Annotated in this window: 14 protein-coding genes; 12 read left to right on the top strand and 2 right to left on the bottom strand. The window is 44.4% G+C overall.

What is annotated here, in order from left to right:
- The first annotated feature begins 54 nt into the window (after positions 1-54).
- The 6 genes from HMPREF9960_RS01780 to HMPREF9960_RS01755 all read left to right on the top strand — a co-directional run bounded on the left by HMPREF9960_RS01780 (position 55) and on the right by HMPREF9960_RS01755 (position 6,679).
- Entirely contained in the window at positions 55-1,053 is a 999-nt protein-coding gene (locus HMPREF9960_RS01780; protein ID WP_005591158.1) for a uroporphyrinogen decarboxylase family protein, read from the top strand.
- Between the two features lie 15 nt (positions 1,054-1,068).
- Positions 1,069-1,953 carry a transporter substrate-binding domain-containing protein gene (locus tag HMPREF9960_RS01775; RefSeq protein ID WP_005591157.1) on the top strand — a complete coding sequence of 295 codons (885 nt, stop codon included), beginning with the start codon at positions 1,069-1,071 and terminating at the stop codon, positions 1,951-1,953.
- Between the two features lie 21 nt (positions 1,954-1,974).
- On the top strand, positions 1,975-2,667 hold the full coding sequence (locus HMPREF9960_RS01770) for an amino acid ABC transporter permease (RefSeq protein WP_005591156.1): 693 nt from the start codon (positions 1,975-1,977) through the stop codon (positions 2,665-2,667).
- A gap of 3 nt (positions 2,668-2,670) precedes the next feature.
- A complete protein-coding gene (locus HMPREF9960_RS01765; protein ID WP_005591155.1) occupies positions 2,671-3,357 on the top strand; it encodes an amino acid ABC transporter permease in 687 nt (228 codons plus the stop codon).
- Positions 3,358-3,369: 12 nt separating this feature from the next.
- Entirely contained in the window at positions 3,370-4,134 is a 765-nt protein-coding gene (locus HMPREF9960_RS01760; RefSeq protein WP_005591154.1) for an amino acid ABC transporter ATP-binding protein, read from the top strand.
- A 433-nt stretch (positions 4,135-4,567) separates the two neighbouring features.
- Positions 4,568-6,679, top strand: a complete 2,112-nt coding sequence (locus tag HMPREF9960_RS01755; RefSeq protein ID WP_005592032.1) for an ATP-dependent Clp protease ATP-binding subunit — start codon at positions 4,568-4,570, stop codon at positions 6,677-6,679.
- Between the two features lie 110 nt (positions 6,680-6,789).
- Here the strand turns inward: HMPREF9960_RS01755 and HMPREF9960_RS01750 are convergent, their stop codons facing one another.
- A complete protein-coding gene (locus HMPREF9960_RS01750) occupies positions 6,790-7,662 on the bottom strand; it encodes an AraC family transcriptional regulator (protein WP_111705339.1) in 873 nt (290 codons plus the stop codon).
- Positions 7,663-7,928: 266 nt separating this feature from the next.
- Positions 7,929-8,279, bottom strand: coding sequence for a hypothetical protein (locus HMPREF9960_RS01745; protein WP_005591151.1), 351 nt, complete (start codon positions 8,277-8,279; stop codon positions 7,929-7,931).
- A 288-nt stretch (positions 8,280-8,567) separates the two neighbouring features.
- Here HMPREF9960_RS01745 and HMPREF9960_RS01740 point away from each other — a divergent pair, with 288 nt between their 5' ends.
- The 6 genes from HMPREF9960_RS01740 (at position 8,568) to HMPREF9960_RS01715 (ending at position 14,103) form a co-directional block, all read left to right on the top strand.
- Positions 8,568-9,026: a CtsR family transcriptional regulator gene (locus tag HMPREF9960_RS01740; protein WP_005591150.1), complete on the top strand. Its 459-nt coding sequence runs from the start codon at positions 8,568-8,570 to the stop codon at positions 9,024-9,026.
- A 4-nt stretch (positions 9,027-9,030) separates the two neighbouring features.
- Complete coding sequence (locus HMPREF9960_RS01735; protein WP_005591149.1) at positions 9,031-11,460, top strand: ATP-dependent Clp protease ATP-binding subunit; 2,430 nt, start codon at positions 9,031-9,033, stop codon at positions 11,458-11,460.
- 14 nt (positions 11,461-11,474) lie between these two features.
- Positions 11,475-11,915, top strand: coding sequence for a GNAT family N-acetyltransferase (locus HMPREF9960_RS01730; RefSeq protein ID WP_005591148.1), 441 nt, complete (start codon positions 11,475-11,477; stop codon positions 11,913-11,915).
- 84 nt (positions 11,916-11,999) lie between these two features.
- The gene (locus HMPREF9960_RS01725) at positions 12,000-12,482 is read left to right on the top strand and encodes a hypothetical protein (protein WP_005591147.1); all 483 of its coding nucleotides are present in this window, start codon (positions 12,000-12,002) and stop codon (positions 12,480-12,482) included.
- Positions 12,466-12,867 (top strand): DUF4430 domain-containing protein, encoded by a 402-nt coding sequence (locus tag HMPREF9960_RS01720; protein WP_005591146.1) that lies wholly within the window; start codon positions 12,466-12,468, stop codon positions 12,865-12,867. The genes HMPREF9960_RS01725 and HMPREF9960_RS01720 overlap by 17 nt, the downstream gene beginning before the upstream one ends.
- A 177-nt stretch (positions 12,868-13,044) precedes the next feature.
- Complete coding sequence (locus tag HMPREF9960_RS01715) at positions 13,045-14,103, top strand: AAA family ATPase (protein ID WP_005591145.1); 1,059 nt, start codon at positions 13,045-13,047, stop codon at positions 14,101-14,103.
- Position 14,104 lies beyond the last annotated feature (1 nt).

The following is a 14,104-nucleotide window of genomic DNA, read 5'->3' as shown; positions in this document are numbered from 1 at the left end:
AAGCTCACTTTTCAGTGATATGATAATAGCAATCAAATTGAAAAGGAGCAAGATATGTCTAAAAGAGAGTTGGTTTTAAAAGCCTTTAAGGGGGAAAAAGTTGACCGAGTGCCAGTTGGTTTCTGGCATCATTTTACCAGCGAGGATGAGTGGCTGGCTGGTTTTGGCAATCAGACTATTATTGAGAAAAATCTGGCAGGCCATCAAGCATTTCTATCAGAAGTCAAGCCAGACTTTGTCAAACTGATGAGCGATGGTTATTTTGCCTATCCGAATGAGCGCTTGAAAAAAGTCCAATCTATCAAGGAGTTGGAAGATATCGAGCCGCTAGGCGCTGACCATCCTTGGATCAGTGAGCAGGTGGAGCTGGTTCAAAAGATTAGGGCTGGCTTCACAGAGGATTTGGTTGCTATTTACAATATTTTTGCGCCAGTAACCTACTTTAAATGGTTGGTTGGCAAGGTTGCTGGAGGAGATGACATCATTGCAGATTTTCTAGCAGAAGATGCGGAAGTGACAAAGCGGGTGCTGGATGTGATTGCTCAAGATATTGCGGCTCTGACAGAACGCATTATCAAGGAAGCTGGTGCAGATGGAATTTACCTCAGCGTTCAGAGCATTCAGGATGCGAGAGTGTCGGCCGAAGACTACAAGGCATTCATCGCTCCCAGTGAATTAGCGGTGCTGGAAGCAGCCAATGCAGCTGGCGGAGTAAATATTCTGCATATTTGTGGCTACGAAGGTGCGCGAAATGACGTTCATCTTTTCACAGATTATCCAGCTCAAGTTATTAACTGGGCAGTGGGGCCAGAAGGCATCAGTTTGGCAGAAGGTCGCAAATTATTCGGCGGTCGGACCGTTCTCGGTGGTTTTGAAAATGGCAAGACTGGTTTGCTCTACACAGGTAGCCAAGAAGCTATTCAAAATGAGACTAAGCGCTTGATAGCAGAGGCTGGTAAGGATGCTTTGATTATCGGGGCTGACTGCACCATCCCAAGCGATATTGATCCAGAGCGGATTGAGTGGGTTCGCCAAGCAGCAAGTTTAGCATAAGAAGGAGACGAAAGAATGAGTAAGAAAAAATGGATTATCGGTGGAGTAGCTGTGATTGCTATTGTTGCCGCAACTTATTTGGGACGGACCTTGACGGGGGCTTCATCCAGCAAGGCGAGTAGTTCGACATCAGGCAGTGACAAGGTCACGACTTTAAAAGTAGCTCATACGCAAAACTACGTTCCTTACGACTTTTTGGACGAAAAAGGCAAGTCAGATGGCTATGAAGTGGCTGTACTCAAGGCCATTGATGAAAAATTGCCAGATTATCAGTTCGAATATACTGGCACCAGTGACGAAGATCTTTTGATTGGTTTGGAATCTGGGAAATATGATATCGGAACCAAGGGAGCTTGGTACACGGAAGAGCGGGCTAAGAAGTTCATCATTCCAGAAAGTCCTATCGGAGCTAGTATCATCGGCTTCACCATTCGAAAAGCAGACGCAAATAAATTTAAAAATATTGATGATTTTGCCAAAGAAAAAGGGAAATTGGTGCCGATTTCACCACAGAATGCTCAATGGACAGTGATTGAAGAGTACAACAAAAAGCACAATGCTAGTCCAATTGAGTTGACCGCAGCAGAGTCTTTTCAGATATCGGATGCCTATGCTTGGGTCTTGGAAGGTCGCTATGATGCCTTCTTTGATATCAAATTGTCCTTTGAAAAAGCTGTCACAGACAAGGTAGGTTCCTATCATCAGTATGCGGACCAGTTGAGCTGGTTCCCTTATAAGGGTATCCCTACCTATCCACTCATTCATAAAGATAAAAAGAATGAAGAGTTTGCCAAAGCCTATGAAAAGGCTATTAAAGAGCTAGAAAAAGATGGGACACTCTCTAAATTATCGGAAAAATACTTTGGTGAAGATGTCTTTTCTTATGTAGATAAAGACTAAAAGCTGGAGAAAGGAGACCGTATGGTCGCTTATGATTTGTCCCGTGTTTTTGGCCTGCTGCCTGGTTTGTTACAGGCCTTGCCGACTACTTTATGGATTATGTTCGTGACGGTTTTAATTGGCTCCTTGCTAGGTGGTCTGTTGGCCTGGGCTCAGGTTGTGGAGGAGCCGACTTTTGCTGGTCTGGCTAGAGGATATATATTTATCCTTCGGTGTACACCGCCTATTGTCTTGCTCTTCTTGGTCTTCTATGGCATTCCAGAGTTTTTAAAATGGTGGTTGGGACTGGATATCAACAATTGGTCACGGACCGTATTTGTCATCATTACCATGATTCTGCTCTTTGCGGCCATGATTGCAGAAGTCTTCAAGGCAGCTTATCTTGCTGTTCCCAAGGGACAGACCGAGGCAGGTCTCAGTATTGGCTTGACACCAGTGCAGACTTTTCTGCGGATCATTCTGCCACAAGCTTTTCGTATTGCCCTGCCCAATTTGACTACCGCCTTTCTTAATCTCATGCGGGATGCTGCGCTGGCCTATACGATTGGGGCAGTGGATGTTATGGGAGCGGGGCAAAATCTCATCAGCCGGAATCTGGGCAATTATTCCCTCGAAACCTATACAGCGGTGGCCTTGATTTACTGGGGGATTGCCCTAGTGGTCTCGCTGGCTTCCCAGCTTCTGGAAAAAAGTCTGACAGTCAAGGAGAGGTAAAGCATGGATTTGAATTATATTGTAAATACCTTTCTGGTTACTTTGAAGGGCATACCGGTCACACTGATTATCATGATAGTGGCTATTCTGCTCAGCTTTATTCCAGCCCTTCTCTTAGCTCTAGGTCAGATTTATAAAGTTCGAGGTGTGCGAACCTTTTCGGTGGTTTATCTGGCCTTCATTCGGGCGACGCCGCCCATTTTACTTATCCTCTTTTTCTACAGTCTATTTCCTAGCTTGCTGAATCAATTTTTCAAAAGTCTAGGCAGTCAGGTAGACGTCTTTAAGTTCAATCCGCTTTACTATGCTTTCATCATCTATAGCTTGATGACAACAGGGAGTTTATCGGAAATCTTGCGCTCTGCTATTTTGACAGTGGATAAAGGGCAGTTGGAGGCGGCTCAAGCGATTGGTTTAACGAATTTTCAAGCTTATCGGAGAATTGTTTTTCCTCAGGCTCTGCGTTCTGCCCTGCCCAATCTCGCCAATCTGGTTATCAATTTGGTTAAGGGGACCTCACTGGTATTTGTCATGACGGTCAAGGATATTACAGCTTTGGCTAAGGTCGAAGCCTCTCATTCTTACCAGTATTCAGAGTCTTACTTAGTGATTTTTGTTATTTATCTCATTATCTGCGGCTTGATTCAGTGGATGTTTAGAAGCTTGGAAAAGCGCTACGCTCTTGCTTAGGAAGGAAAGATTATGTTAGAAGTAAAACATATCTCCAAACGATTTGGAGAGCACCAGGTGCTGGCAGATGTCAGTCTCAGGGTCAATCAAGGCGACGTTGTGGTAATTCTTGGTCCCTCAGGCTCTGGGAAAACAACATTTCTGCGCTGTCTGAATCACTTAGAAAAGGCGGATGGCGGCCAGCTGACTTTGGCTGGTAAGGACTATGATTTGGCCAAACTTAGCAAAAAGGAGATTTTGGAAATACGCAGAAAGACGGCCTTTGTCTTCCAACATTATAATCTCTTTGCCAATAAAACAGCCCTTGAAAATATCTTAGAGGGCTTAGTGATCGCTCGTAAGATACCGAGAGAAGAAGCGCTTGAGATTGCGGAAGATGCCTTGAAGCGCGTGGGCCTTTTAGCCTACAAGGACTACTATCCTTCTCAACTATCAGGCGGCCAGCAGCAGCGGATTGGGATTGCCCGCGCCATTGCTGTCAAGCCAGATGTCATCCTGCTGGATGAGCCAACTTCGGCTCTAGATCCGGAACTGGTCGGTGAAGTGCTCAGTGTCATGAAGCAGCTGGCTCAGGAGGGAGTGACCATGGTCGTTGTGACCCACGAGATGAGCTTTGCCCGTGATGTGGCCAACCATGTCATCTTTATGGACGGAGGTCACATCATCGAAGAAAATCCTCCACAGGAATTCTTCACCAGTCCCAAGGAGGAGCGGACCAAACAGTTTCTGTCCCGCATTCTGTCGGATGCCAGTTATAGTGTAGAGTATATGATTTAACTTGTATCAAAATAGAGAAGCTTTCTTCACATTTCTATGTGGGGGAAGTTTTTTGACTTTTAAAAAATTATGTAATTTTTTTGTTAAAACCTATTGACAAGGGAGTAAAAAGGATGTATAATTACAACTGTAAACAAAAAGTTTACACAGAATTTATTCAGAAGATGAGGATGTAGCCAGTAGGCGATTATTTTTGGGAGGATTAAAAATTATGTAACATTATATTCTTCTGAAATAGATCCAACTCATCCATAAAGTAAGAGACTGAAGGAGTCTTAATTTTTGGAAATAGAATAAGTTATGTAAAATAATAGATAGGAGAAGATCTCCGATATGAACATAAATGTACAGTAGGTAAGAAAGAGATTTCTTATCTGAAACTTTAGTAAATGAAAAAAATGATATAAAAACGTATAAAAAGTGAGGAAAAATGATGAACAACAATTACAACAATTTTAACAGTATGGACGACCTTTTCAACCAACTCATGGGGCGCATGGGCGGCTACAACAGCGAACACCGGCGCTACTTGATCAATGGTAGAGAGGTCACACCGGAAGAGTTTGCTCAGTACCGAGCTACTGGCAAGCTCCCTGGTCAAGTAGTTGGCGAACAGGATGTGCAAGCTGGAGCGCATGGGCCTAAGCAAGATGGCATTCTGGCTAAGCTAGGTCGCAATTTGACTCAAGAAGCGCGTGATGGTAAGTTAGATCCAGTCATTGGACGCAATAAGGAAATCCAAGAAACAGCTGAAATTCTTTCTCGCCGGACTAAGAATAATCCAGTTCTGGTCGGTGATGCCGGAGTTGGTAAGACAGCTGTCGTAGAAGGATTGGCTCAGGCTATTGTCAATGGTGATGTGCCAGCGGCCATCAAGAATAAAGAAATTATTTCTGTCGATATTTCCGGTCTGGAAGCTGGTACTCAATATCGTGGTAGCTTTGAAGAAAATATCCAAAACTTGGTCAATGAAGTCAAGGAAGCCGGCAACATCATCCTCTTCTTTGACGAAATCCATCAAATTCTGGGGGCTGGCTCTACTGGCGGAGATAGTGGCTCTAAGGGCTTGGCAGATATTCTCAAACCAGCGCTTTCTCGCGGTGAGTTGACCGTTATCGGGGCTACTACTCAAGACGAGTACCGCAATACCATTCTCAAAAATGCAGCTCTGGCTCGTCGTTTCAATGAAGTTAAGGTCAATGCACCATCTGCCGAAGATACCTATCAGATCCTTCGAGGCATTCGGGACTTGTACGAAAAGCACCACAATGTCATCCTGCCGGATGAAGTGCTGAAAGCGGCTGTGGATTACTCTGTTCAGTATATTCCACAACGAAGCCTGCCAGACAAGGCGATTGACCTAGTCGACGTGACTGCTGCCCACTTGGCAGCCCAGCATCCAGTGACTGATGTTCATGCAGTTGAAAATGAGATTGCTGAACAGAAAGACAAACAGGAAGCAGCTGTTGAAAAAGAAGACTATGAAGCAGCTTTGAATGCTAAGACCCGCATTGAAGAGCTGGAAAAGAAGATCCAAAATCACACTGAGGATATGAAGGTGACGGCGACAGTCAATGATGTGGCAGAGTCTGTTGAACGAATGACTGGTGTGCCGGTATCTCAAATGGGCGCTAGCGATATTGAGCGCCTTAAGGGCATGAATGATCGTCTTAAAGCCAAGGTGATTGGCCAAGACAAGGCTGTAGAAGCTGTGGCTCGTGCCATCCGCCGTAATCGTGCAGGCTTTGATGAAGGCAACCGTCCAATCGGAAGCTTCCTCTTTGTTGGTCCAACTGGTGTTGGTAAGACTGAGCTTGCTAAGCAACTGGCTTTGGATATGTTCGGTACCAAGGATGCTATCATCCGTCTGGATATGTCTGAATACAGTGACCGCACAGCGGTTTCCAAGCTGATTGGTACGACTGCTGGTTATGTCGGCTATGATGACAACAACAACACCCTGACCGAGCGCGTGCGCCGCAATCCTTACTCTATCATTCTCTTGGATGAGATTGAAAAGGCGGATCCACAAGTGATTACCCTTCTTCTTCAAGTTCTGGATGACGGTCGCTTGACGGATGGTCAAGGGAATACTGTTAACTTCAAAAACACGGTTATCATTGCGACTTCCAATGCTGGCTTTGGCTACGAAGCAGGCTTGGAAGAGGATGCAGAAAAGCCGGATCTGATGGAGCGACTCAAACATTATTTCCGTCCAGAGTTCCTCAATCGTTTCAATGCGGTTATCGAGTTCTCTCATCTCAAGAAAGAAGATTTGATGGAAATTGTGAATCTCATGCTGGTTGAAGTAAATCAAACCTTGAGCAAGAAGGAAATTGATCTGGCAGTATCTGATGCGGCTAAGGAATTCCTGCGCGATGCTGGTTATGACCAAGTCATGGGTGTTCGTCCGCTTCGCCGCGTTATCGAGCAACAAATTCGTGACAAGGTGACTGACTTCCACTTGGATAATCTAGATGCTAAGCACTTGACTGCAGATATGGAAGATGGAACCTTGGTGATCCGTGAAAAATCAGCAGAATAACTACCTATAACTTTCAAAATCCCGTAAAACGAACAGATATTTAGTCTGTTCGTTTTTTTATTAATCATGTTCAGATAAAAAAACCTCCAATCAGTTGACTGGAGATTTCCCTATTTCCTTCGATATTGACTGGGTGTCATTTGATAGTATTTCTTAAATTGTCGGTTGAAATTAGAAAGGTTATTAAAACCAGACTGGCTTGAGATTTCCAGAACTGACAGAGTGGAGTGCTGGAGGAGCTCGGCAGCCTTGCGCAGGCGAAATTGAATCAGATATTCGATGCAAGAAACGCCCAGATGTTTTTTGAAGAAATTCATGAAGTGCGTAGGACTGTAGCCGCAAATACCAGACAGCTGATCAATAGAGAGTTCTTCCTGATAATGCTCATTGATATAGTCGATGATAGACCGAATTTTCTCTTCCTTGCGGTAGCCCTCGGCAGATAGCTCCTTGGAGACGATATAGCCGTTTTCAAAGAGCAAGTAGAAGAGCTGATTGAGCTGGGCCTTGAGCTGAAATTCATAGTATTTCTTTTGGCAATAACCGGTTTCCATAGTAGCCAGCAGGCATTGACGAATTTCCTCATAGGCTTGATCAGTCGGCTTGATGACGTGGACAAAGTCCAATTGACCATTATAGAGAGGCTGTAAGTAGTGGATACTAGCATGATCCATGGCCGAATAGCCCATCAAGTCCAAGTGAAAGTTAATGGCATCCATGTAGTGGCGCTGCTGCTCAATCGGATGAATGGAGTGGAGGGCATTGGGACGAATCAGGACAATATCGCCTTTGTGGCTGTTAAAATAATGATCGTCGATATGAAATTGGGCACTTCCTTCGTGGACGTAAATGATTTCAACGTCGGTGTGCCAGTGGAAGAGGATGTCAGGCTGGCCGTTTTCCGTAATGGTCCGCGTCAGAGAATAGGGGGTCCCTTGATTCTTATATTCAGTAGTTTTGTGCAATTGACCCAAATCCATCATGTCGCCCTCCTTCGTAGAATACTATCATTTTTTAAAGCGATTAGATTAGAAAATGTGTTTTCTAGATATTATAATATAATTAAAAAGAAAATGAAAGTAGGAAAATAGAGAGGAGAAAATTTTCTGAAAGTCTAGTTTAGGCTGGCAGAGTGGGCTAATCATTTAAGAATATTTGGCTACCATCCAGCTCCTTATAGAATAAGAAAAGTGTGGAATCCAGGGCTCTTCCGAGCTCATGTTGCTTCCACACTTTTTATTGGATAGCTTTATCTAGCGGCTTTTTGTTCTTTATGTTTGTGAAGGATAAAGGAGTTTGAAAAACTCAGGCTTGCTAGTACAAAAAGAAGAAGGGTTGTTGCTGGATAGCTAAGGGAGATATGATTGGTTTTGATGATAAAGAGAAGGGCAAAAACAAGAATGGCAAAGAAAACGCTGAGGCCCCAAGTCATTCGGCGACTGAATAAGTGCTGTTCAAAGAGCAGAGGAATGAGGAGACAGCCTAGAAGAAGGCTTGTTGGGAAAACGACATACTCGGCAGAAAAAATTGTCAAGATACTCAGAGTGACCAAAAGGCAGCTAAGTACATGATGGGTATAGTTGAGCCAGTTTATTTTCATTGGAAAACCTCCTTTTGATGATGATTGTTTGGATACGGTTGATGGTGTAAACACCACACTTTCACACCTTTATTATAAGTCTTTAAAAGTAAAAGGCAAGCGATTACAATCGTATTTACTCAGTCTATCAATCTTTTTCATTACTCTGAATTATCAGATATTTTCAAGCTTTCTGGTACTTCTTTTTCTTTCAAAAAATAGATTTTTTCGGTATAATAGTCAAAGATAGTCAATGTTAGAGAAGACTTGAATGCTTATTTTTAGATATAACAGATAGAAAGGTATATCATGGGCATCAAAAATACCTCGGATAGTATAGAAGAATATATCAAAAGAATTTTGGCGCAGGCGGGCATGGTCGAGCTGAAGCGCAGTGAGTTAGCCGATGTTTTTCAGGTGGTTCCGAGTCAGATCAATTATGTGATTAAGACACGCTTTACGGAGAGTCGGGGCTATATCGTCGAAAGCAAGCGCGGTGGCGGTGGCTATATCAGGATTGGTAAGATTGAATTTTCTGATCGGCACCAAATGTTGTCTGATTTGTTGACCAATGTTGGTGAGTCGCTCAGCCAGCCGGTTTTTTCAGATATCTTGCAGCTGCTCTTTGATGAAAAAATTATCAGTCAGCGTGAGGGGGATCTGCTCATAGCGAGTGCCAGCGATGCTGTCTTAGGGACAGAGGCTCCGAGGACTCGAGCCAGAATGTTACGGAAAATTTTGCAGCAATTAGATAGAAAAGGAAATTAAGAATATGAACTATTCAAAAGCTTTAGTAGAAAGCTTAGAAGCGGCTCAGCTTTTAGCTGGTCATTTTGCTACAGATTATTTAGAATCGTGGCAGATTCTGATGGCTCTAGCTAATAATCCCTACAGCGTTGCAGGCTCGGCTCTAAATGAATTCCCTATTGAAGTGGATAAACTGGAAGAAGCAGCCTTTGACATTACTGGAAAAGAGTATCAAAAACAAGGCGGTTTTGACTTATTGCCTTTCTCTCACCGTTTGGAGGAGCTCTTTACTCAAGCAGGGCAGATTGCGGAAGCCGTCCACGCTAAAAGCCTAGGAACAGAACATCTTCTCCTAGCCATACTATTTGATCGTGGGATCTTGGCAGCTCGTGTGCTAGAAGCTGCAGGTTTCGGCTATGATGATAAGAGTTCAGCCCCTCGGTTCAGTGATTTACGAAAGGTTTTAGAGCAGCGTGCTGGCTGGGGCAGAGAGGAAATCAAATCGATCCGCTCGCTAAATAAAAACACGGCCTCTGCCAAACAAACCATGGCGAATATGATGGGTATGCCTCCTTCAACTAGTGGCGGTCTGGAAGACTATACTCGGGATTTGACAGAGCTGGCTCGGGCTGGTCGTCTGGAACCAGTTATCGGTCGGGATGAGGAAATTTCTCGGATGATTCAGATCCTCAGCCGCAAGACAAAGAATAATCCAGTGCTAGTTGGTGATGCGGGGGTTGGTAAGACAGCTCTGGCGCTAGGTTTGGCTCAACGCGTAGCAGCTGGTCAGGTTCCAGCAGAACTTGCCAAGATGCGCGTCTTGGAACTAGACTTGATGAATGTTGTCGCTGGGACTCGTTTCCGCGGAGACTTTGAAGAGCGGATGAACAATATCATCAATGACATCGAAGAAGACGGCCATGTCATCCTCTTTATCGATGAGCTGCATACCATCATGGGTTCTGGCAGCGGGATTGATTCGACCTTGGATGCGGCCAATATCCTGAAACCTGCTCTGGCTCGGGGAACCTTGCGGACAGTTGGTGCTACGACGCAGGAAGAGTATCAAAAACATATCGAAAAAGATGCTGCTCTGTCTCGGCGTTTTGCCAAGGTCACTATTGAAGAGCCTACTGTAGCCGACAGCATTGCTATTTTGCAGGGCTTGAGAAAGAGCTACGAAGAGCATCACAAGGTTGTCATCAGCGATCAAGCGATTGAAACAGCAGTCAAGTATGCTCATCGCTATCTGACCAGCAAGCATTTGCCAGACTCTGCCATTGACCTTTTGGATGAAGCTAGTGCAACGGTGCAGAATAAAGGACCGCAGAATTATAAACAGTCGGATTTGACGCCTGTGGATCAGGCTTTGATGGCTGGAAAATTTAAAAAAGTCGGCCAGCTACTGGCAAAAGAGCAGGAGTCAACTGTTTACAAGCTGAAAGTGGAAGCAGGGGATATCTTAGAGACTCTCAGTCGCTTGTCAGGTATTCCTGTACAGAAATTAACTCGGACAGATGCCAAAAAATATCTCAATTTGGAAAAAGAACTACATAAACGAGTTATCGGGCAGGATGCGGCAGTTTCGGCTGTCAGCCGAGCTATTCGTCGCAATCAATCGGGCATCCGCACCGGCAAACGCCCCATTGGTTCCTTTATGTTCTTAGGGCCAACGGGTGTCGGGAAGACAGAGTTGGCTAAGGCCTTGGCAGAAGTTCTCTTTGATGATGAATCAGCCCTGATTCGCTTCGACATGAGTGAATATATGGAGAAATTCGCAGCGAGTCGTCTCAACGGGGCGCCCCCAGGCTATGTAGGCTATGAGGAAGGCGGCGAATTGACGGAGAAGGTGCGCAACCGTCCATATTCTGTCCTCCTCTTTGACGAGGTAGAAAAGGCTCACTCAGATATTTTCAATGTCCTCTTGCAGGTCTTGGATGACGGCCAGTTGACTGATAGCAAGGGCCGCAAGGTGGACTTCTCCAATACCATCATTATCATGACCAGCAATCTGGGGGCAACGGCCCTGCGGGATGATAAGACGGTTGGTTTTGGCGCGCGTGACATCCGCTTTGATCAGGCCAATATGGAAAAACGCATTCTGGAAGAATTGAAGAAGACCTACCGGCCTGAATTTATCAACCGGATTGACGAAAAGGTGGTCTTCCATAGTCTGTCTGCTGAGGATATGCAGGAAGTGGTCAAGATTATGGTGCAACCGTTGATTAGGAGTCTGGCAGAGCAAGGCATCGTGCTTAAATTCCAAGCTAGTGCCCTGAAATTGCTGGCTCAGGAAGGTTACGATCCAGAAATGGGAGCGCGACCGCTGCGCCGTACCCTGCAGACGCAGGTGGAGGACAAGCTATCTGAGTTGCTACTAACTGGAGATTTGGCAGCTGGTCAAACGCTCAAAGTTGGTGTCAAAGGTGGCCAACTCAAATTTGAAATGGCTTAGGGAGGATGTGTGCAATGGAAATTCGTGTGATGACAGAAAAGGATTATGCCTCTGTTTACCAGCTGTGGCTCTCTTGCGCTGGTATGGGGCTCAATAACTTAGATGACTCTGAAGAAGGGATTGCCCGTTTTTTGAAGCGCAATCCTGAGACCTGTCTGGTTGCCTTGGAAGGGGAGAGCTTTATAGGTGCTATTCTAGTTGGCACAGATGGACGTAGAGCGTACATTTATCATACAGCTGTCCATCCATATTTTCGTAGAAAAGGAGTAGGCAGAGCTCTGGTCGAACAGGCCTTGTCAGCAGTGAAAAGACTTGGTATCCATAAAGTATCGCTGGTCGTTTTTGAAAGAAATGAACTGGGCAACCGTTTTTGGCAGGAGCTGGGATTTTCAGTTAGAAATGATCTGCTTTACCGAGATCAAGGACTAACGGAGATGATTCGACAGGATACATAAAAAGCTGATTTACTTAGCATTCTTGCTAGGCTAATCAGAACCGTGTTATCATACTGAAGAATATCGTTTAGAAAGGCAGAAACTGTGTCTCTTCGTTATCTTGCTCGAATCGCTCTTCTGGCGGCTGTCTGCGTCGTGCTTCGTTATGCCTTTGCTGGCCTGCCCAATATCAAGCCGATTACAGCGCTGTATTTTCTCTTGGTAGATTTTGAGGACTTGAAGGGCTCTCTTCTAGTCATGTCTATCAGTATCTTTGTATCTTCATTCCTCTTCGGAATGGGGCCGTGGGTACTTTTCCAAATCTTATCCTTTGCGGTGGTCATTTGTCTATGGTATTTGCTCTATAGGCGACTAGGTTTGTTTGGCCAGAGTATGTTGGCCTTGCTTTTAGCCTTTAGCTATGGTCTTGTGATTGATGGTATCACAGCTTTGCTTTATCAAATGCCTTGGTGGACCTATGTGGCAGCGGGAGCAGGCTTCAATCTAGCTCATGCCTGCTCAACCATGCTCTTTTATCCTATTTTGTATTTTATTTTAAGGAGACTTTATCATGAAAAAAATCTTTAGCTTACTTACGCTTGCCTTTGCTCTCTTTTTAGTGGGCTGTAGTAATAATCAAACAAAAACTGATACCAGCTCTAGTTCGGCTGCTTCTTCCGTCAAAAAGGAACTGAAAATTAGCATCAGTATTGCACCAGAAGGTCAGGAGAAGAGCGAAAAAACGGTGGCTGTTGCAGAAGGAGAGACAGCGATGGACGCATTGAAGAAGGCCTATAAGGTCGAAGAAAAAGAAGGTTTTATTACTTCGATTGACGGTCATGCTCAGGATGAAGCAAAGGGCCTCTACTGGATGTTTAAGGTCAACGGAGAAATGGCTCCTAAGGCAGCCAATCAAATCACTGTCAAGGATGGAGACAAGCTGGAATTCTATCAAGAAGTATACCAGCAATAAATCTTTTAGAATAAGAATCTGATGCTTAAGGCATTAGGTTCTTTTTTTGCGCTTGATACAGTTTTAAAGTGTCTTAAAAATATTTTTATAAAATTTTATAAAAAACTATTGACAAAAGAAAATATAGTTTATAATAAAACCATAGAAATAATAAAATATAATAAAAAGGTTAAGCGTATGAAAGAAAAAATTGCAATCGTCTTTGGAACCTTTGCTCCCTTGCATCAGGGGCATATCGATTTGATTCAGAAGGCGAAGCGTTCTTACGACAAGGTGCGCGTGGTGGTTTCTGGTTATCAGGAAGACCGTGGAGAGGAAGCAGGTCTGTCTCTGCAGAAGCGATTCCGTTATACTCGTGAGACCTTCGCAGATGATGAACTGACTCAGGTTTATAAACTAGACGAAACGTCTTTTCCCCGCTATCCTCTGGGTTGGGACAAGTGGCTGTCGACTTTATTAGAGTTGGTGGGCTATGATGCAGAAGGTGAAGAGCTGATTTTCTTTGTCGGAGAGGCTGATTATCAGGCCGAGTTGGAAAAGCGTGGCTTCAAAACTTCTTTTGAGGAGCGACAGTTTGGGATTTCAGCTACGATGATTCGGGAAAATCCTAGCCTTTATTGGAAATATATCGCCCAACCTTTCCGCCGTCACTTTACCAAGAAAGTGCTGATTATGGGTAGCGCCAGTAATGGTAAAACGACCTTGGCTAAGGATTTGGCTCGCTACTATGATGCTCCAGTTAGTCTAGAATATGCTCGAGAATACCAGATTCAAAATAACGTACGAGACGATGAGTTGACACCTAAGGATTACTATTATCTACTTCTGGGGCAATACGCTCAGACTTCTCGCCTCATTGACAGCAACGCAAACCGTGGTCTGGTCGTGGCCGATACAAATTCGCTAGTAACCAAGGCCTACTATGACTACTATCTGAAAGAAAGTCCCGTTCAAGACGAGGAGACAGATACCTTTGACAATCTCTTTGCCAGCATTTTGTCTAAGGAAAAATGGGATTTGATTCTCTTTGCTGAGCCGGTCGGAGCCTATGTCAACGATGGCTTTCGCGATATGAGCATGGCAGACGAGGCTATCCGCAGTGATTTTTCTAGCTATTTGAAAAGGCTGAAAGAGGAGTGTTTAGCTCATATTCCGACGGTCTATCTGGCTGGCAGTTATTTTGACAATTATCAGGCGGCTAAAGAAGCGATCGACATGATTTATCAAGCAGATTAAA

It is taken from the genome of Streptococcus cristatus ATCC 51100 (genome assembly GCF_000222765.1).
Lineage (GTDB): Bacteria > Bacillota > Bacilli > Lactobacillales > Streptococcaceae > Streptococcus > Streptococcus cristatus.
This window is presented reverse-complemented; position numbering and strand designations above follow the sequence as displayed.

Coding starts and splice junctions, on each gene's coding strand:
- HMPREF9960_RS01750 (WP_111705339.1), bottom strand. CDS start 7,662: ATGATGGATTTGGGTCAATTGCACAAAACTACTGAATATAAGAATCAA.
- HMPREF9960_RS01770 (WP_005591156.1), top strand. CDS start 1,975: ATGGTCGCTTATGATTTGTCCCGTGTTTTTGGCCTGCTGCCTGGTTTG.
- HMPREF9960_RS01755 (WP_005592032.1), top strand. CDS start 4,568: ATGAACAACAATTACAACAATTTTAACAGTATGGACGACCTTTTCAAC.
- HMPREF9960_RS01715 (WP_005591145.1), top strand. CDS start 13,045: ATGAAAGAAAAAATTGCAATCGTCTTTGGAACCTTTGCTCCCTTGCAT.
- HMPREF9960_RS01720 (WP_005591146.1), top strand. CDS start 12,466: ATGAAAAAAATCTTTAGCTTACTTACGCTTGCCTTTGCTCTCTTTTTA.
- HMPREF9960_RS01765 (WP_005591155.1), top strand. CDS start 2,671: ATGGATTTGAATTATATTGTAAATACCTTTCTGGTTACTTTGAAGGGC.
- HMPREF9960_RS01775 (WP_005591157.1), top strand. CDS start 1,069: ATGAGTAAGAAAAAATGGATTATCGGTGGAGTAGCTGTGATTGCTATT.
- HMPREF9960_RS01740 (WP_005591150.1), top strand. CDS start 8,568: ATGGGCATCAAAAATACCTCGGATAGTATAGAAGAATATATCAAAAGA.
- HMPREF9960_RS01735 (WP_005591149.1), top strand. CDS start 9,031: ATGAACTATTCAAAAGCTTTAGTAGAAAGCTTAGAAGCGGCTCAGCTT.
- HMPREF9960_RS01780 (WP_005591158.1), top strand. CDS start 55: ATGTCTAAAAGAGAGTTGGTTTTAAAAGCCTTTAAGGGGGAAAAAGTT.
- HMPREF9960_RS01730 (WP_005591148.1), top strand. CDS start 11,475: ATGGAAATTCGTGTGATGACAGAAAAGGATTATGCCTCTGTTTACCAG.
- HMPREF9960_RS01745 (WP_005591151.1), bottom strand. CDS start 8,279: ATGAAAATAAACTGGCTCAACTATACCCATCATGTACTTAGCTGCCTT.
- HMPREF9960_RS01760 (WP_005591154.1), top strand. CDS start 3,370: ATGTTAGAAGTAAAACATATCTCCAAACGATTTGGAGAGCACCAGGTG.